Here is an 18,442-nt window from a genome sequence, read left to right as displayed (position 1 = left end):
AGCCTAACGAAGGGCTTCGGCGACCTCATAGAGGCGCGCCCCGTTGGAGGCCTTGAAGAGCACCGCATCGCCAGTGCGCAGATGTCCGCGCAACCAGTCGACGGCCTCGTCGTTGGTCGAGAGGAAAACGCTGCCGGGGAACGCATCGTGCGTGCCTCGAGCAGGCTCGCCGATCACGACCACGGAGTCGATCCCGATCGAGGCGGCGTACGCGCCGACAGAGCGGTGTGCGTCCTCCGACTCCGCGCCGAGCTCCTTCATCTCGCCGAGCACGGCGACCGTGCGGGTCACGTCGTCAGCGGCGCCGATCGTCGCCAGCGCATCCAGTCCGGCCCGCATCGACTCGGGGTTCGCGTTGTACGCGTCGTTGAGGAAGGTGATGCCGTCGCGTTCGGTGAGTTCCATCCGCCACTTGGACAGTTCCGTGACCTGCCCCAGTGCCTCGACGACCGTCTCGAGAGGGACGCCCTCGATCAGTGCCGCCGCCGCGGCCGCAGCGGCGTTCATGGCCTGGTGCGCACCGACGAGCCGCAACGACACGTCGGCGTCACCCTGCCCGGTGTGCAGACGGAACGACGGCCGCCCGCGCGAATCCAGCCGCAGATTGACGACCCGTACGTCCGCATCCGCTCCCGTGCCGAAGGTGAAGGTGTCCTCCGGCGCGAGGACGGCCATCGCCGACACGGCAGGATCGTCGGCGTTGAGGATCGCGATGCCGCCCTCCGCCATGCCCGAGACCAGTTCGCTCTTGGCCAGCGCGATCGCGTCTCGCGACCCGAACTCCCCCAGATGCGCGGTGCCAACGTTCAGCACGATCGGGACGTCGGGGGCGATCAAGTCGGTGAGCTCGCGCAGGTGCCCGACGCCGCGTGCGCCCATTTCGAGCAGCAGGAAGCGGGTCTCCCGCGTCGCTCGCAGCGCGGTGATCGGCACGCCCAACTCATTGTTGTACGAGCCCGCCGTCGCGACCGTCGGAGCCTCTGCGGCCAGCACGGCCGCGAGCAGGTCCTTCGTCGAGGTCTTTCCCTGGGATCCGGTCACCGCGAGGACAGTCAGGAAATCGGCTTCACGCAACACTCCGACCACGTGAGAGGCGAGCCGTTGCAACGCCCGCTGCGGGTCAGCAACAATGACCGTCGGCAACGAGGTGGCGCGACTCCCCAGCACCGCCACGGCACCGCGCTCGCGCGCCGCCTCGACGTAGTCGTGGCCGTCCACATGCTCGCCGACGAACGCGGCGAACAAGCCTCGGGGCCCCGCCTCGCGACTGTCGATCACCACCGGGCCGTCGATCGTCACATCGGCGCCAACCAGCTCGCCGTCGACGATGTCGGCGATCTCCGACAGCGACAGGGCGATCACGGCAGGCTCTCGATCGCTGCGCGCAGGGACGCCGAGATCCGGGCATCAATCAGGTGCTCGGAGTTCGGCACGACCACGAACGGGGCGTCCAGGATCTGCGCGGCACGCTGTGCCATCCACAGCGGCGAGACCTCGTCGGCCTCACCCCACACCAGGCGGACCGGCACCCCGGAGCGAGCGATCGTGTCCAGCTGCACCGCGTACTCCTCGTTGACCGCTTTGACGAGTACGTCCCGCATGTGGCCGGACGTCGCCCGGTAGTCCGGGGAACCGTACTTGTGGCGGTACTTCTCCATGGTCTCGTCGGTGATCAGCCCGTTCGCATGGGCAGAACGCGCCATCCGGAATCCGAGCGGCGGACGGGAGTGGGTGCGCCCGCGGAAGAACGGCACACCGGTCAGCACCAGGCCCCTGACGAGATCTGGCCGGGCGGCGGCCAACTGGATCGCGAGCCGTCCACCGAACGAATGACCGACCAGGACAGGTCGGTCCAGGTCGCCAAGGATCTGCGCGAGCCAGCCGGCGTACTCACTCGTCGACCATCCCGACGGCGGGGTCGGTGTCGCCCCGAACCCGGGGAGGTCGACCGCCAGGGCATCCATGCCGTCGAGGGTGGTCGCCCAGTCCGACCGGTTGCGCGCCCACCCGTGGAGCGCGACCACCTGCGGCTCGCCGTCACCGAACTTCTCGGCGTACGCGCGGCCCCCCAACAACGTCGCCAGCACGTCCACACCCTATCGAGTCAACCGGCGGGCGATGTCCGGCACACTGGTCGGATGGAGCAACTCAGTCCTGCCACCCAGGTCGTGCACGCGGGGCGGCCGCTGAAGGTTCCCGACGCGCCTCTGAACACGCCGATCACGATGGCGTCGACGTACGTCGGGGGCGGCGAGTTCGAGTACGGCCGCTGGACGAACCCCACCTGGACTGCCTTCGAGGAGGCGCTCGGGACACTCGAGGGTGGGCACGCGCTGGCGTACTCGAGCGGACAGGCGGCGACCGCCGTGCTGCTTGACCTGGTCTCGGACAGCACGGTCGTGTGCGGGCAGGCCTACAGCGGGACGATCGGCCAACTCGCCGACCTGCAGTTGCGTGAGCGCCTCCGGAGCAAGCTCGTCGACATCACGGATCTTGATGAGGTGGCGGCCGCCGTCGACGATGACGACGTCGCGCTCCTGTGGATCGAGTCCCCGACCAACCCCGGCATGGAGGTTGCGGATCTGCCGGCGTTGATCAAGCTCGCCCATGACGCCGGCGTACGCGTCGTGGTCGACAACACCTTCGCCACGCCGCTGCTCCAGCGCCCGCTGGAGCTCGGGGCCGACATCGTCGTGCACTCGGTGACGAAGTTCCTCGCCGGTCACTCCGACGTGACCATGGGCGCGGTGGTGGTCAGCGACGAGGAGCTGTTCAAGGTCCTCAAGGGCCGTCGGGATCTGCTGGGCGCGATCCCGGGGCCGTTCGAGGCGTGGCTTGCCCTGCGTGGTCTGCGCACCCTGGCCCTGCGGGTCGAGCGGGCCTCGGCCAATGCCCGCGAGCTGGCTTCGCGGCTGCGTGAGGCTGGTGTCGAGGTTCGCGACCCGGGCTTCGGCGCGATGCTCGCGATCGTGATGCCGACCGCCGAGGCGGGTGAGTGGGTGGAGCGGCGCGTACGCCTGTGGACGCACGCGACGTCGCTGGGAGGCGTCGAATCCACGCTGGAACGGCGCCGACGCTGGGTCAGTGAGTCGCCCGACGTGCCTGAGGGCCTCCTGCGTCTGTCGGTCGGGATCGAGGACGTCGAAGACCTCTGGGCCGACCTTGACCAGGCCATCAGCGCGAAAGGTGAAGAAATCTCGGACGAAAGGTAAAGAAATCTCGGACACCCAAACAGCGCGACGATCCACGGCACGTCATCGCGAACGGGATTTCTTCACCTTTCGTCCGAGATTTCTTCACCTTTCGCGCTCAGTCCCGTTCAGCCTTCGTCGACCGGGAGAGGATCGCATCGACCATGTCGGTCGGGGTGATCCGGCCGGCAACGACATCGTCGACGTACTGGACCAACGGTGCGTCCACGCCACTGGCTGCCGCGAGCGCCCGCAACGACGAGCAGGACTTCGCCCCCTCGGCGACCTGGTTGGAGGTCGCGATGATGTCGGCAGTGGTCTCCCCCATGCCGAGGCGCTCGCCGAAGGTCCGGTTGCGGGACAGCGGTGAGGAGCAGGTCGCGACCAGGTCGCCGAGGCCGGCCAGACCCATCAGAGTCAGCGGGTCGGCTCCGAGGGTCATCGCGAGGCGTGCGGTCTCGGCGAGGCCGCGTGTGATCACGGATGCGGTCGAGTTGTCGCCGTACCCCAGGCCGACCGCCATGCCGACGGCGAGTGCCACCACGTTCTTGTACGCACCGCCGATCTCGCACCCGAGGACGTCGGTGGATGTGTACGGGCGGAAGGTCGGCGAGTGCATCCGGCTCTGCAACGCAGTGGCGACGCGATCGTCCGCGCAGGCGACCACCGATGCCGCTGGCTCGCGGCGGGCGATCTCTTTGGCGAGGTTCGGACCGCTGACCACGGCGATCCGGCCGGGGTCGGCACCCGTCTCCTGGGCGATGACTTCGCTCATCCGGTTGAGGGTGCCGAGCTCGACCCCCTTCATCAGCGAGACGAAGACAGCATCGGGCGCGACCAAGGGCGCCCAGTCCTTCAGGTTCTCCCGCAGCGTCTGGGACGGGGTGGCCAGGACGACGACGTCTGCGCCGCCGATCGCCTCTTCGACGTCGTGGGTGCTGGTGATCCGCTCCGGTAGGGGAAGCCCGGGCAGATAGTCGGGGTTCTCGTGCGTCTCCCGGATCGCCTTCGCGAGCTCTTCCCGCCGCGCCCACATGGTGACGTCGTTGCCGGCATCGGCCAGGACGAGCGAGAACGCGGTCCCCCACGAACCAGAACCGAGTACGGCGATGTGTCGAGTCATGTCAGTCCTTGTTCGGGTTGCCGGTGGCACGCATGCCGTGCGCGATCGGGTCGAAGCGCTCCGCGGGGGCCTTCTCGCCCCGCAGATCCTCCACCAACGCGACGATCTCACCCATGATCAGGTCGGTCGCACGGTGTACGCCCTCGGCATCGTCCGCGATGCCGGCGAGGTTCATCGGCTCGCCGACGTTGATGTGGACGGTCTTGCGGGGGAACAGCTTCGGCTTGTTCGAGTACGCCGGCAGGATCTCCTGCGCCCCCCACTGTCCCACCGGGATCACCGGGGCGCCGGTCGCGAGCGCCAGCCGGGCAGCCCCTGTCTTGGGCACCATCGGCCAGCCGGTCGGGTCCTTGGTGATCGAGCCCTCGATGTAGACGACGACCAATTCGCCGGCGTTCACCGCCGCAATCGCCTCCGACAGGGCGTCAGCTCCGCCGGAAGAGCGGTCGACGGGGATCTGGCCCGCTGCGCGCAGGAACGTCCCGAGCCTGCCCCTGAACAGTGCGGCCTTCGCCAGGTAGTGCGACTGCCGACCCCACTCGTAGGTCAGGTGCGCCGCAGTGAGCGGATCGACGTGCGACACGTGGTTGATCGCGATGATCGCGCCGCCGTCCGCGGGGATCCGGTCGGCGTTGCGCCAGTCCCGCTTGGTGAGCGTGCGCAGCGGCACCAGCAGGATGGCGACGGCGAACGACCATGCCCAGTTGGGTCGTCGATTGAGCTTGCGGAACTTTCCCACCCGCCCAACTTAGTGGCGGCCGTCGCTCAGCGTCAGGAGGCACGCGTGCACAGAAAATGATACGAGCCGAGCCCCGGTCAGGGGCTCGGCTCGTATCTGTAGGTCGGTCAGGACTTCTTGGCCGGAGCCTTCTTGGCCGCGGTCTTTGCGGGAGCCTTCTTGGCCGGCGCGGTCTTCTTGACCGCCACGGTCTTCTTGGCGGCAGCCTTCACAGGAGCCTTCTTGGCGGGCGCAGCCTTGGTCGCAGCAGCCTTGGCCGGAGCCTTCTTTGCAGGCGCCTTCCTGGCGGCTGCCTTCTTCACTGGAGCCGCAGCCTTGGTTGCCGTTGCGGTGGCCTTCTTCGTCGCCGGCGCTGCGGCCTTCTTCACAGTCGCGGTGGCCTTCTTCGCTGCCGGAGCAGCCTTCTTCGCCGGCGTACGGGCAACGGTCTTCTTGACCGTGTTGACGCTCTTCTCGGCGGCGGCCTCAGCAGTCGCCACCGCCGTCCTCGCCTCCAACTTCGCGTCGCCGATGGCAGCGTCGACCTTCGCCTTCGCCTTGTCGACCGAAGACTTGGCCTTGGCCTCGGCCGCATCCACCCTGGCCTTGGCCTTGTCGACTGAGGCCTTCGTCCTCGCCTCGGCAGCATCCACCTTGGCCTTGGCTGCATCGATCTGTGCGGTGGCCTTGGCCTTGCGGCCGGCCGAGAGGCCCGGGAGCGAGCCGACGGCGTCCTTCAGGGCAGCCGACGGGCTGAACTCGAGGACTGCAGCACGGGTGCGCTTCGCGGTGTCGCCGGGGACGGCAGCGACCTTCTGGAAGGTACCGAAGCCGCGCAGGACGACCTTCTCACCACGCGCGAGTTCGCCGGACAGCGTGTCGAGCACGACGTCGAGCGCCTCGGTTGCCTTCTTCTTGTTGCCATCGAAACGCGCGGCGAGCGCGTCCAGGAAGCTGTTCGTAGCCACGGGGGAAACCTTTCTCCAGGTCAGGACGCTCCACGGTATTGAGAAATCAGGAAAAGCAAAAGGGCCGCACACGTCTGGTCGACGTGGCGGCCCTTCCGGATAGCCAGCGGGAGGACTCAGAGAGTCGTCGGCTTGAAGCTCGGACGCCCGGCCTCGTACGCGGCGATGTCCGCGACGTGACCCAGCGTGATGCCGATGTCGTCGAGGCCGTTGAGCAACCGGTGACGCGTGTAGTCATCGATGTCGAACGACGTCTCGATGTCGCCAGCCTTGACGGTCCGGGTCTCGAGGTCCACGGACACCTCGCCACCAGGATTCGCGTCCAGGTACTCCCAGATCCGTTCGACGGCCGACTCGTCGATCTGCGCAGCGAGAAGGCCGGCCTTGCCGGAGTTGCCGCGGAAGATGTCCGCGAATCGAGCCGAGACGACGACCTTGAAGCCGTAGTTCTGGAGCGCCCAGACAGCGTGCTCACGCGAGGACCCGGTCCCGAAGTCGGGGCCTGCCACGAGGACCGAACCGGCCTTGTACTGGTCCTGGTTGAGGACGAACTCCGGGTCGTTGCGCCATGCGGCGAACAAGCCGTCCTCGAAGCCGCTGCGAGTGACTCGCTTGAGGTACACCGCCGGGATGATCTGGTCGGTGTCGACGTTGCTGCGCCGCAGCGGGACGCCGACGCCGGAGTGCGAGGTGAACTTGTCCATGATCAGACTCCTGCTTCTAAAAGGCGCTGTTCAGACCGTGGCCGGAGCCAGATCGGCGGGCGAGGACAACGTGCCGCGTACGGCGGTGGCCGCAGCGACCGGGATCGAGACGAGGTGCGTACGACCGCCCTTGCCCTGACGACCCTCGAAGTTGCGGTTCGAGGTCGACGCGCTGCGCTCCTGCGGGGCGAGCGTGTCCGGGTTCATGCCGAGGCACATCGAGCAGCCCGCGCCTCGCCATTCGGCGCCAGCCTCGATGAAGACCTTGTCGAGGCCCTCCTCCATCGCCTGGTTGCGTACGCGCACCGAACCCGGCACGACCAGCAGGCGGGTGCCCTCGGCGACCTTGTGGCCCTTGATGATCTCGGCGGCCAGACGGAGGTCCTCGATGCGACCGTTGGTGCAGGAACCGACGAAGACGGTGTCGACCTTGACCGACCTCATCGGCTGGCCGGCCTCCAGACCCATGTACTCCAGGGCCTTCTCGCACGCGATCTTGTCAACCGGGTCGGTGAAGTCGGCCGGCGAGGGCACGTTCGCGCCGAGCGGCACGCCCTGGCCCGGGTTCGTACCCCAGGTCACGAACGGCGTCACGTCGGCGGCGTCGATCACGATCTCCTTGTCGAAGGTCGCGTCCGCGTCGGTCGTCAGGGTCTTCCAGTACGCAACGGCGGCATCCCAGTCAGCACCCTTCGGGGCCTCCGGCTTGCCGTCGATGTAGTCGAAGGTGGTCTGGTCCGGGGCGATCATGCCCGCCTTCGCGCCCCACTCGATCGACATGTTGCAGATCGTCATCCGACCTTCCATCGAGAGCTTCTCGATGGCGCCGCCGCGGTACTCGACGATGTAGCCCTGGCCTCCGCCGGTGCCGGTCTGTGCGATCAGGTAGAGGATCAGGTCCTTGGCGGTGACGCCGTCAGCCAGGTCGCCGTTGACGGTCACGGCCATGGTCTTCGGCTTGGCCTGCATCAGCGTCTGGGTGGCGAGCACGTGCTCCACCTCGGACGTACCGATGCCGAATGCGATCGCGCCGAACGCGCCGTGCGTGGAGGTGTGCGAATCACCACAGACGATCGTGGCGCCCGGCTGGGTCAGACCCAGCTGCGGGCCGACGACGTGCACGATGCCCTGCTCGATGTCGCCGAGCGGGTGCAGGCGTACGCCGAACTCGGCGGCGTTCTTGCGCAGCGTGTCGACCTGGGTCTTGGAGACCGGGTCGGCGATCGGCTTGTCCCAGTCGAGCGTCGGGACGTTGTGGTCCTCGGTCGCGAGGGTCAGGTCGGGGCGGCGGACCGTACGTCCAGCCAGGCGCAGACCGTCGAATGCCTGCGGAGAGGTCACCTCGTGGATGAGGTGGAGGTCGATGTAGAGCAGGTCCGGCTCACCGGGGTTGGACCGGACGACGTGCGCGTCCCACACCTTCTCTGACAGGGTCTTACCCATCACGCTCTCCTCACATGCGGCTACGCCGCGGGCCTTCGAAATCAGCGTCATCGAGACGCTTGAACAGCGTACGACTTGCGTCCAGCAAATGAGACATTTAGTCTTGCAATATGGACAACGGTCGTATGGACAGTACTCGGCTCGAGAGCGGCAGTGGCGTTGGCGTCCTCGACAAGGCCGCCCAGGTACTGACCGCTCTGGAGTCAGGTCCGCTCACGCTGGCGGGCCTCGTCGCCGGCACCGGACTCGCTCGACCGACGGCGCATCGTCTCGCCGTCGCACTGGAACACCACCGCCTCGTCGCTCGTGACATGCAGGGACGTTTCATTCTCGGCCCTCGCCTGGCCGAGTTGTCCAGTGCCGCCGGAGAAGACCGACTGCTGGCCACCGCTGGCCCGGTCCTGGCACGCCTGCGTGACATCACCGGCGAGTCGGCGCAGCTGTGGCGCCGCCAGGGCGACGTCCGCATCTGCGTGGCTGCCGCCGAACGGCCCTCGGGCCTGCGCGACACGATCCCGGTCGGATCTCAGCTGACCATGCGTGCCGGTTCCGCCGCCCAGGTGCTCCTGGCCTGGGAGGACCCGGAGCGGATGCACCGTGGGCTGCAGAACGCCGCCTTCTCTGCCGCTGCCCTGTCCGGCATCCGCCGCCGCGGCTGGGCGCAGTCGGTCGGCGAGCGCGAGGCAGGCGTGGCGTCGGTCTCCGCCCCCGTACGCTCCCCCGCCGGCAAGATCATCGCGGCTGTGTCCGTCTCGGGCCCGCTCGAGCGACTCACCCGTACCCCGGGCCGGATGCACGCGCCTGCCGTCCTCGCCGCGGCCGAGCGCCTGTCGGAATCCCTTCGCCGCGCAGCCGCTGAGTAGCCGCCGAAACCCGACATCCGTCAGGTCGAGACGACCGGAGAGAGGCCACGCGCCGCGCTTGCGCGAGCGCTTGTGCCGAGCGAGGGAGTGCTGCGCAAAGCGCAGCAGACCCGACGTTCGTCAGACTGCATCCCATGTGGAAGCAACTGACCAGCCGCGTCGCGTACGCGAACCCGTGGATCCGCGTCCTTGAGGACGAGGTCGTACGCCCTGACGGCGGCGAGGGCATCTATGGCGTGGTGGAGGTACACAACCCGGCCGTCTGGATCGTCGCGCTGACCGACGCCGATGAGGTCCTGTTGGTGACGGTCCAGCGCTACACGGTCGGGGAGAGCCTTGAGATCCCTGCGGGCGGCAGCGACGGCCAGGACCCCGTGGTGGCAGCGGCGCGCGAACTCGCCGAGGAGACCGGGTACGCCGCGACCGACTGGCAACAGATCGGCTTCTTCAACTCGCTCAACGGCATCTGCCGGGCACCCGGGTACGTCTTCCTCGCCCGCGGGCTCACCCAGGTGACATCGCATGCGATGCATGAGGAAGGCATCACCGAAGTCCGGCGCGTGCCGTGGTCAGACATACGCGACCTGATCGCCTCGGGCGCGTTCACCGACGCCGAGACGCTGTGTGCGCTGACGTACGCATCCATCGCCCTCAACCGCCCATGGTGAGCGGGTCGGAGGACTAACCTCCGTCCATGGACGCTGATTTCCTTCCGTTGGGCGATCCCGCCTGGCGCGACGCGTACTTGATCGGCGGAGAGCTCCGGCTCACCGAGGTCGCGATCGCGTCGCTGACCGCCCACCGGCGGCTCTACGAGACCGACGGGGTCCTGTCGGTCCGTCGCGGCGACCATCTCAAGCCGGAGGAGACGATCCAGCGGGTCGTGCTCAACCTGATCTCCCTGGAACCGCGGGCAACGGCCGCACTGATCGCGAAGCAGGTCCCGAAAACCGAACCCGTCCTTGCCATCGAGCGCGAACTCACCGACGCCGGCCTGGTCAAACGACAGCTCGGACGTCTGAAGCCGACTGCTGACGGGAAGGCCGCCAGCGCTCAGTTGATCGGCGCCAACGCGCAGCTGCGCGGCGTACGGGGTGTCGCGTACAACGGCCCCACAGCGGCGGGGTCCTAGAAGAGGCTCTCGGACTCGATGTCGAGCAGTAGTTGCTTGCGCTCGATCCCGCCGGCGTAGCCAGTCAGTGACCCGTCGGCTCCGATGACGCGGTGGCACGGGATCACGATCGGGATGGGATTCGACCCGTTCGCCAGGCCGACCGCTCGCGCAGCCGCGTTGGTCTTCCCCAGGCGCAGTGCGATGTCGCCATACGTCGCCGTCTCCCCGAACCGGATCTCGAGCAGCGCACCCCACACCTGCTGCTGCCACTCGGTCCCGATCGGGGCGAGCGGCAGGTCGAACACACTGCGGTCTCCCGCGAAGTACTCAGCAAGTTGTCGTGCACACTCCAGCAGCACCGGATGCTGATCGTCACGATCACCGCGTGGACGGCCATCGGCGTACGTGAAAGGGAAGAAGTCGATCGCCGCGATCGACCCCTCACGCTCCACCAGCCGCAGCCGGCCCACGGGCGAATCGATCTCTGTCCACATGAGGCATTACTACCAGCGGCCACCGACAGAACGTGACACACCGCCACGGTCCAGGCCCTCGCTGACTACACGGGGTCGTCGAAGAGCGCGCGTACGTCCGCGGCACCGAGTTCGGCCGACATCCCGGACTCACCGTCGAGCACTTTCGCAAAGAGGGCAGCCTTGCGCTCCTTGAGCGCCATCACCTTCTCCTCGATCGTGCCGACCGACACCATCCGGTACGCCATCACGTGTTGGGTCTGCCCGATCCGGTGGGTCCGGTCGATCGCCTGAGCCTCCACGGCCGGGTTCCACCAGGGGTCGAGGATGAAGACGTAGTCCGCCTCGGTCAGGGTGAGACCCGACCCGCCGGCCTTGAGGCTGATCAGGAAGACCGGCTGCGTCCCGCTCTTGAACTCCTCGATCACGCGCGGCCGATCGCGGGTGCGGCCGTCGAGATAGACGGTGTCGATGCCCTCGGCCTCGAGCCTGCGTTGCACCCGCCGCAGATACGTCGTGAACTGACTGAACACCAGCGCCCGATGACCCTCCGAGGCCAGTTCGGCCACCTGATCGACCAGCGCGTCGAGCTTTGCCGAGCCGACTCCCTCATGCTCGGCGTCGACCAGCGCCGGATCGAGGCTGAGCTGGCGCAGCCGGGTCAGCGCACTGAAGATCGCGATCCGGTTGCGGTTGAAGTCGTCGACCAGGCCCAGGACCGTCTGCCGCTCGCGCTGCAGGTGGGTGTCATAGATCCGTCGGTGCTTCGGACTCAACTCGATCGAGAGCACCTGCTCCTGCTTCGGCGGCAGGTCCGCGGCCACGAGGTCTTTCGTGCGACGCAGCAGGAACGGGCGTACGCGCCTGCGAAAACGCGCCAGCGCCTGATCGTCCCCGCCCTGTTCGACGGGGCGTACGACGTACTCGGTGAAGCGTTTCGGATGCGGATACAGGCCCGGCGCGACGATGGACAGCAACGACCACAGTTCAAGGAGGCGGTTCTCGAACGGCGTCCCGGTCAGCGCCAGCCGGAACGGCACGTCGAGCTGCCGGATCTCGTTGTAGGTCTTGCCCTGGTGGTTCTTCACGGTGTGCGCCTCGTCGAGGATCAGCCCACCCCACGACAGGTCCCGATACTCCTGCGCCCGCAGACGGAAGAGCGTGTACGACGTGACCACGATGTCGGCGCCTGCGTACGCCTCCGCCAGTGTCTGGCCCCGACCGGCCACCGTCGCGGTGACGGGACGGGCCACCAGACCCGGCGTGTGCCGAGCGGTCTCCGACACCCAGGTCCCGATCACACTGGTCGGTGCCACCACCAGGAAGGGGCCGGCTCCGGTACGCCGCGCATGGTCGATCAGCGCGAGGGTCTGCAGCGTCTTGCCCAGCCCCATGTCGTCGGCCAGGATCCCGCCCAGCCCGGCCTTCCACAGATAGGTCAACCAGCGGATGCCGTCGACCTGGTAGGGCCGTGGTTCCGCCGCCAGACCTTCGAGCAAGACGTCGGGCAGACCGTCGAAGTGCATCAGCGCCCGGGCGTTCCGAGCCCACTGGCTGGCCTGGTCATCGACCACGCCCAGAGCTTCCAGTTCGGCCCACATCGACAAGTCGTGGCGGCTGACTCGGAGGCCGTCGCCCGGCTGGTCGACCAACTGGGCGGCATCGGCAACGAGGTCGGCGAGCCGCGCGAACGCGGGATGGCGCGCAGGGACGTGGCGCCCGGCCTCGGTGAAGATGAATTCCTGGCCGGTCGTGAGCGCCGTGAGCACCGACCCCAGCGGGACCGACTCACCGTCGACGCTGATCGCGACCGAGAGGTCGAGCCAGTCGCGGTCGTCCTTGGCCTCACTGGCACCGAAGGTCACGTCGGGGGCTCGGATGGCGGCGCGATAGTCCCGGGGCTCGCCGACTTCGTCGAGGACGTACGCCCCGCTCTCGGCAGCCGCGCGCAACTCGGGCAGCACGTCGGCGACGAACCGCACAAGATCGGCGTCCGTCCATGACCGGGCGCCCCAGCCGGCCATTCCGTCCGGCGCCGTCAGGGCATCGAGGATCGCGCGTTCGGCGTCGAGGTCACGGTTGTCCGTCGTGCTCGGCAGCGAGTCCAGTACGTACGTCTGGACGTGACGGCCCTGGGCGTAGCGCCAGGTCCAGGAGGTACGGACCGAGGCCGTCGCCGCCCATTCGAGTGTGCAGACCAGACGCGGCGGTGCCACTGTCGGCACCTCATACGTCCCGTCGGAGGATCCCACCGACAGGTGTCGCCGCAGGCGCGGCAGGAACTCGACCTCGAACTGGTCACGTGCTGCGGCCGGCACCACGATGGGCGTACGCACCGGCAACCGTCGTTGCAGCGACGCCGGCAGCGGTTGGGCCAGCGGCACCAGGGTCAACTCGCGCGTCGGCCGCGGGTAACGGCCCGCATCCTCGGCACGTCGCAACAGCGCCAGGCCGTGGGCCTTGTCGCCGATCGTCGCCAGCTCGCCCTCGTCGTTCGGCCACCAGCGACCGTCGACCTGGACTCCGATGCGTACGGCCATTTCAGTGTCGTCGCGGCTGACGTCGGCCTGCACGGTCGCCGCATCGCTGTCGAGCGTGATGGAGGTCAGTCCCGGGCCGGGCAACAGTTCGATGCCCGCCTGCTGCGCGCGGCGCAACAGCGGCCAGACCATCGGACCGAGTGACAACAGATCGGGGTTCTGATTGCTGTAGCCCTGTACGAAGGTCGTGGCCATGTCCGCGAGCACCTCGACCTGGGCAGGCCGGTACTCCCGCTGATAGCGCATCCCGTACTCGGCATCACGCCAGGAGACACCGGTCTTGATCCAGTTGTCCCGCCTACCGCGCTTCATCGGTCGGATCGGCAGGGTGAACGCCTGCCCGCCCCAGCGCGATTCACGCGGGTGATACTCCACCTCGAGCGCCAGCGGCACCCAGGCAACGGACCCGGTCGGCTGCTGATCCAGGTCGCCCAACAACCCGGCGAGATCCTTGACCCAGCCGGAGACCGCGGCCGGCGTCGGCTCGGTCGAGCGCGCCTGCTCCGCCAGCAGGACCGCGACGCAGTGCTTGCATTCGTACGTGACCGGGCAACTGCAACGGGTGTCCCGAATCGCTCCCACATCGGTGACCGTGACGGTGGCGACGTACGGGTGTCGACCCGAGCCGCGTACCTCTCCCATCACGACGGTCTGACCGCGACCGGTCCCCGCGGAGGTCTTCAGCACGCGGCCCTCGGCGACGTACGCCCGGCCTCGGGCAATCGTCGCGGGGTCGAATGTCTGGCGCATCTGCTCCACCGACACAACGACCACCTGCCGAGGCTACCTACTCGGTGGCTGCGGCAGCGAAAGCGCAGAAACGACGAAGGGCCCCGCCGGAGCGAGGCCCTTCTGTTTGTACCCCCGACCGGATTCGAACCGGCGCTACCGCCGTGAGAGGGCGGCGTGCTAGGCCGCTACACAACGGGGGCAAAACATGCTCGCCAGACTCGGCGAACGAGAGGAAACATTAGCCGAGGCGACGAGTTCGCCCCAAATTCACGACGCCTTCGTACGCGGCTTCGTGAAGTCGATGACCGGGATCCCGGCCACCGTCGTCGGCGCGTAGTGCTGCCAGACCCACACCGAGATCAGGTAGGTCGTCTCGTCGACGGGCCAGACACAGACCGGCAGGAAGTAGCGGACCTGCCCGTGCTTCACCAGGTTCTGGAACGCGGCGAGTGAGATCCCGGGCGTACGGATCTTGTAGCCGCCGACCCCCATGACCGACTTGCCCGAGGCGAGCTCGTACGACGCGGCTCGCTCCGAGCCGACGGTCGCGGCGACCCACGGGCGCGATCCCGTGTCGCTGCGAAGCACCTGCGCGGTCGCCGCCGGGATCGACGGCGCCTGGCCGAAGCCGGGGATCGGGAGCGATGCGCCCCCGAAGACCTTCGGACAGTGGGTGGTCATCATCTCGGGTCGGTCCAGGGCGATGTCCATACCGATGGACGGCGTCACGACTGCGTTGGACCCGGCGTACCCGTGGGCCGGAATGCGCAGCGCGTACGCCGCCGGCCCGACGACCGCGAGGACCGCGGCAGCGACCATGGCGCCAGCGGCGACCCGGCCCCGGCCGATGAGAACCACGGCCGCGACTCCCAGCCCCGCGACGAGCAGCAGCCAGCCCAACACGCGGTAGTCTGTCATCGGCGCCCGCTGCAGGATGTGATATGCCCAGGCTGCAGAGACCGCCGCCGCGGTGGCGACCGCACGCCGCCCGGCCACAGGTGCGGCGACGGCGATCGTGATGGCCAGCCACGGCACGACGGCCACCATGTAGTAGTCGTGGTAGATGCCCCCCATCAGGATGAAGAACATGATGCTGATGACCATCGAGCCAGCCGCGATCAGCAGCACCGCCTTCAGCGGGTCCGTCCGCGGCCTCCGCCGCACCTTGACCAGGGCGACCAGACCGAGCAGCACTGCGGCCGGCACCAACCAGGACACCATCGGCAACGCGTTCCGGCCTGTCAGTCGGAACATCGAGATGAGGCCGTTCGAGGCACCCTCGTTGCCGGATCCGCCGGTCAGCCGACCGAAGCCGTTGTAGCCGAAGACCAGATCGATGATCGAGTTGTTGGTGGTGCCATCGATAAAGGGGCGATGACCCGCCGGGGTCAGCGCCACAATAGCGAACCACCAGCCGCACCCGACGATGATCGCCGCGGCGGCCCAGAGCAGGTCGACGAGTCGGCGCTTGACCGTCCCCGGGGCGAGGTCGAGGTGGGCCAGAGCGAAGACCGGCACGACCAGTCCGGCCTGCAGCATCTTGGTCAGCACTCCGAACCCGACCAGCAGACCCGCCGTGATCAGCCAGCGTCGCGCACCGGTCTCAATGGCGCGGATCGTGGCGTAGCCAGCCGTCACCAGCAGGAAGACGAGCAATGCGTCCGGGTTGTTGTAACGGAACATCAGCGCAGCCGCCGGGGTGAGCGCGGTGACGATCGCACCGAAGACGGCAGCTCTTTCGGTCGCCACCCGGCGCACGATCAGATAGACCATGCCGACGGTGGCGACGCCGAGAAGAGCATTCGGCAGCATCAGCGTCCAACTGTGCAGGCCGAAGATCCGAACCAGGATCTCGGGCAACCAGAACGCGGCCGGCGGCTTGTCCACCGACATCGCGTTGTGCGGATCAATGGACCCGAAGAACGCCGCCTCCAGGTTGCGCGAGCCCGCCCAGACCGCGGCGCTGTAGTACGTGTTGCCCCACTGGTTCACCGCGAGATTCCACGTGTACAGAACGAGCGATCCGGTCAGGACCGCGGCAATCGGCAAACGATCGCGTACGCGCTGCGACAGGCGGGTGGGGGCGGGATCCTCGGGCACGGCCTGACTCTAACCGTCGCGGCGTGCGACCCCCGGAAACGCCGAACGGCGACTCGCAGGAGTCGCCGTTCAATGTGGCTGGGATACCAGGACTCGAACCTAGAATGACGGAACCAGAAACCGTAGTGTTGCCAATTACACCATATCCCAATGGCTCACTTCGGCCCTCGAAAGAGCGTCGGCCAGCCGTTGGAGAACGTTACCCGGCGACCGGGGTTGACGCGAAATCCGGCATTGACGCGGCGTGGTCAGACGGTTCGCGCGGCTCGGTAATTCATCTCACCACCTATTCGAACATTTGTTCGTTTTTGTCGGTGGCCGGCGGTAAAGTTGTGGCAACTCGAGGAGCTGCCATGGACGACCCGCATCACACCCACCCGGTGTTGGCGTGTGCGCGTACGGTCCGCTCCGCACTCATCGATGTCGCCGACCTCGATCCGACGTTCATGCCGACGAAGGACAAGGCGGCCGCCCTCCTGGCGATCCGCGAGGCGTTGGCCTCCGCGGCCTCATTGCAGGCAAGGTTGCTGGCGGCAGCGGACGATGTGGCCTTCGACGCGGGCGCGCGGGACGTCGCCGCCTGGCTGGCGCACGAGGCGCACGACGACGTCCATGCCGTACGTCGCTCGCTTCAGCTCGGTCGGTCGCTTGAGTCCGCGCCGATCGTGTCGGCAGCGCTCGCGGAGGGTGTGATCGATGTTGCCAAAGCCGGGATCATCGTCCGTGCCCTCGACGGACTCCCCTCCGATGTGACCGCCGAACTCCGCGATCGTGCCGAGGCGGCGCTGGTGGATCAGGCTCCTACCCTCTCCCCCAAGGCGCTCTCTCGCGTGGCTCGCCATCTGGAAGCGGTGGTCGATCCAGACGCGGCAGATGCGGCCGAAGCGAAGGCGCTCTTGCGGGAGGAACGGTCGGCGTGGGAGAAGACGTCCCTGCGAATCCTGGATCGGTACGACGGCACCTCAACGATCAGCGGCGTCATCCCGGCGTCGGCCGCCCAGCGGCTCCGGACGTACGTGGAGGCGTTCACCCAGCCCCGGAAGCTCGACGGCGAGACTGCCCGTGCCGATCAGTTGCTGGGCCGGGCGTTCTGCGACCTCCTCGAGCACATCAATCCGGCCACACTGCCGAAGCACGGTGGTCACGCGACCACCGTCATGGTGACCGTCCCACTGGCCGTCCTCCGCACCGACTTGGGTGCCGCGTCGATCGGCGGGCTCGACTCCGACCAACGACTCAGCGCCGCCGAAGCACGCCGATTGGCTTGCACCGCCGAGATCATTCCTGTTGTCCTGGGAGGCAGGTCGCAGGTGCTGGACCTGGGTCGTGCGCAACGGTTGTTCACGCCAGCCCAGCGCAAGGCGCTGCGCACCCGACACTCCACCTGCCAGGTCCAAGGCTGCGACGTGCCCTCGACGTGGTGCGACGCCCACCACGAAGACCCCTGGTCCCGTGGCGGCCGCACCGACCTCAACAACGCACTACTCGTGTGCGGTCACCACCACCGAAGGCTTCACGACTCGCGGTACCAGTCGACCCGCAACGGCAGGCTGCTGGAACTGCATTTGCGCAGGTAGGACGGGCCAGGACGCATCGTTGGGCGCCGATGCCGACACCCACAGACCGCACTTCAGGCGGCTGCAGCTGGAGCGGACGCGAAGTCCGGCCCACGCCGGCGGGTGGCCCAGACGACCAGCACGAGGAACACGCCGTTCTGCGTGAGGGTCACCGGCACGACCCACCAGGTGCCACCGGACGCAGCCAGAGTCGCGCTGACGGAGTGCGTCCCGATGGCGACCCCGAAGGCGACCAGATTGTTGAGGACGTGCATCGCGATCCCGGCCTCGAGACCTCCGCTGACGAGCACCACGACGCCGGCCATCAGCCCGAACGTCAGTCGGTCGATGAACACCGGCAGACCCTGCGATCCGTGTGCGGCGGCGAACAGCAACGCGGGCACGACCACAGCAACAGCCTTCGGCGCGACGCCGCCCATGGCCTGGGTGAGATAGCCGCGGAACATGAACTCCTCGCCCATCGCCTGCAACGGCGTCGTCAGCGCGACCACCGCGATGAACGCAGCGGTCCGCTCGGTCGAGTAGTGCTCGGCCGCGGCCGCGCTGGTCGTCGACGGGATCACCAGTTCGACCAGCACGGTCACCGCCAGGGTGAGGATTCCCAGCCCGAAGCACACCGCCAGCCAGCGCCACCGGAACCGCTGCGCAACGCTGATCAGGAAGCCGGGGCGTACCCGATGGACGAACCAGGTCAGCGCGACGGCGACGAGGATCCAGCCCGCGTTGTTGAGGTTGAGGGCGGCCAGGTCAGGCGGGGTGACGCCGACCTTCGCGGTGAGCCGATCCGTGCTGATGAAATCTGCCCCACCGATCGCATTCGCGATCCGGATCCCCAGAGCGGCAACAAGCGGCACCAGCACCAGCGCACCGACGAAGGCACCCACGATCCCTACAAC

16 protein-coding genes and 2 tRNA genes are annotated in these 18,442 nt (G+C 67.9%); 5 read left to right on the top strand and 13 right to left on the bottom strand.

Features of this window, described 5'->3' with window-relative positions:
• Positions 1–3 precede the first annotated feature (3 nt).
• Together KCTC_RS12225 and KCTC_RS12220 are read right to left on the bottom strand one after the other, a co-directional pair.
• The gene (locus tag KCTC_RS12225; RefSeq protein ID WP_125569520.1) at positions 4–1,362 is read right to left on the bottom strand and encodes a UDP-N-acetylmuramoyl-tripeptide--D-alanyl-D-alanine ligase; all 1,359 of its coding nucleotides are present in this window, start codon (positions 1,360–1,362) and stop codon (positions 4–6) included.
• On the bottom strand, positions 1,359–2,087 hold the full coding sequence (locus KCTC_RS12220) for an alpha/beta fold hydrolase (RefSeq protein ID WP_164512586.1): 729 nt from the start codon (positions 2,085–2,087) through the stop codon (positions 1,359–1,361). Before KCTC_RS12220 ends, KCTC_RS12225 begins: the two co-directional genes overlap by 4 nt.
• A 51-nt stretch (positions 2,088–2,138) precedes the next feature.
• Between KCTC_RS12220 and KCTC_RS12215 the strand changes: the two genes are divergently transcribed.
• On the top strand, positions 2,139–3,212 hold the full coding sequence (locus KCTC_RS12215) for a trans-sulfuration enzyme family protein (RefSeq protein ID WP_125569518.1): 1,074 nt from the start codon (positions 2,139–2,141) through the stop codon (positions 3,210–3,212).
• Positions 3,213–3,309: 97 nt separating this feature from the next.
• Here KCTC_RS12215 and KCTC_RS12210 read toward each other — a convergent pair whose 3' ends face one another.
• From KCTC_RS12210 to leuC, 5 genes are all read right to left on the bottom strand, one after another.
• Positions 3,310–4,314 (bottom strand): NAD(P)H-dependent glycerol-3-phosphate dehydrogenase, encoded by a 1,005-nt coding sequence (locus tag KCTC_RS12210; RefSeq protein ID WP_125569517.1) that lies wholly within the window; start codon positions 4,312–4,314, stop codon positions 3,310–3,312.
• 1 nt (position 4,315) lies between these two features.
• Entirely contained in the window at positions 4,316–5,053 is a 738-nt protein-coding gene (locus KCTC_RS12205) for a lysophospholipid acyltransferase family protein (protein ID WP_125569516.1), read from the bottom strand.
• A 107-nt stretch (positions 5,054–5,160) separates the two neighbouring features.
• Positions 5,161–6,000 carry an HU family DNA-binding protein gene (locus KCTC_RS15185; RefSeq protein WP_125569515.1) on the bottom strand — a complete coding sequence of 280 codons (840 nt, stop codon included), beginning with the start codon at positions 5,998–6,000 and terminating at the stop codon, positions 5,161–5,163.
• Between the two features lie 116 nt (positions 6,001–6,116).
• A complete protein-coding gene (leuD, locus tag KCTC_RS12195; protein ID WP_125569514.1) occupies positions 6,117–6,704 on the bottom strand; it encodes a 3-isopropylmalate dehydratase small subunit in 588 nt (195 codons plus the stop codon).
• 30 nt (positions 6,705–6,734) lie between these two features.
• The gene (gene leuC / locus KCTC_RS12190) at positions 6,735–8,147 is read right to left on the bottom strand and encodes a 3-isopropylmalate dehydratase large subunit (RefSeq protein WP_125569513.1); all 1,413 of its coding nucleotides are present in this window, start codon (positions 8,145–8,147) and stop codon (positions 6,735–6,737) included.
• A gap of 110 nt (positions 8,148–8,257) precedes the next feature.
• Between leuC and KCTC_RS12185 the strand changes: the two genes are divergently transcribed.
• The 3 genes from KCTC_RS12185 (at position 8,258) to KCTC_RS12175 (ending at position 10,142) form a co-directional block, all read left to right on the top strand.
• Positions 8,258–9,010 (top strand): IclR family transcriptional regulator, encoded by a 753-nt coding sequence (locus KCTC_RS12185; RefSeq protein WP_269461429.1) that lies wholly within the window; start codon positions 8,258–8,260, stop codon positions 9,008–9,010.
• A gap of 134 nt (positions 9,011–9,144) precedes the next feature.
• On the top strand, positions 9,145–9,678 hold the full coding sequence (locus KCTC_RS12180; RefSeq protein WP_125569512.1) for an NUDIX domain-containing protein: 534 nt from the start codon (positions 9,145–9,147) through the stop codon (positions 9,676–9,678).
• 26 nt (positions 9,679–9,704) lie between these two features.
• Positions 9,705–10,142, top strand: a complete 438-nt coding sequence (locus KCTC_RS12175) for a hypothetical protein (RefSeq protein ID WP_125569511.1) — start codon at positions 9,705–9,707, stop codon at positions 10,140–10,142.
• Here the strand turns inward: KCTC_RS12175 and KCTC_RS12170 are convergent.
• The 5 genes from KCTC_RS12170 to KCTC_RS12150 form a co-directional block, all read right to left on the bottom strand.
• Entirely contained in the window at positions 10,139–10,618 is a 480-nt protein-coding gene (locus KCTC_RS12170) for a methylated-DNA--[protein]-cysteine S-methyltransferase (RefSeq protein ID WP_125569510.1), read from the bottom strand. The two genes, KCTC_RS12175 and KCTC_RS12170, sit on opposite strands and share 4 nt — an antisense overlap.
• 65 nt (positions 10,619–10,683) lie before the next feature.
• The gene (locus tag KCTC_RS12165; protein WP_125569509.1) at positions 10,684–13,911 is read right to left on the bottom strand and encodes a DEAD/DEAH box helicase; all 3,228 of its coding nucleotides are present in this window, start codon (positions 13,909–13,911) and stop codon (positions 10,684–10,686) included.
• Positions 13,912–13,996: 85 nt separating this feature from the next.
• A tRNA-Glu gene (locus KCTC_RS12160) sits at positions 13,997–14,069 on the bottom strand.
• A gap of 67 nt (positions 14,070–14,136) precedes the next feature.
• On the bottom strand, positions 14,137–15,969 hold the full coding sequence (locus KCTC_RS12155; RefSeq protein ID WP_125569508.1) for an ArnT family glycosyltransferase: 1,833 nt from the start codon (positions 15,967–15,969) through the stop codon (positions 14,137–14,139).
• Between the two features lie 75 nt (positions 15,970–16,044).
• A tRNA-Gln gene (locus tag KCTC_RS12150) sits at positions 16,045–16,119 on the bottom strand.
• A gap of 203 nt (positions 16,120–16,322) precedes the next feature.
• Between KCTC_RS12150 and KCTC_RS12145 the strand changes: the two genes are divergently transcribed.
• Entirely contained in the window at positions 16,323–17,546 is a 1,224-nt protein-coding gene (locus KCTC_RS12145; protein WP_125569507.1) for an HNH endonuclease signature motif containing protein, read from the top strand.
• 53 nt (positions 17,547–17,599) lie between these two features.
• Here KCTC_RS12145 and KCTC_RS12140 read toward each other — a convergent pair whose 3' ends face one another.
• Positions 17,600–18,430: a CPBP family intramembrane glutamic endopeptidase gene (locus tag KCTC_RS12140; RefSeq protein WP_125569506.1), complete on the bottom strand. Its 831-nt coding sequence runs from the start codon at positions 18,428–18,430 to the stop codon at positions 17,600–17,602.
• Positions 18,431–18,442: the final 12 nt, after the last annotated feature.

It is taken from the genome of Nocardioides baekrokdamisoli (assembly GCF_003945325.1).
GTDB classification, from domain to species: domain Bacteria; phylum Actinomycetota; class Actinomycetes; order Propionibacteriales; family Nocardioidaceae; genus Nocardioides; species Nocardioides baekrokdamisoli.
The sequence above is the reverse complement of the archived record's forward strand: the minus strand, read 5'-3'. Positions and strand labels throughout refer to the sequence as shown.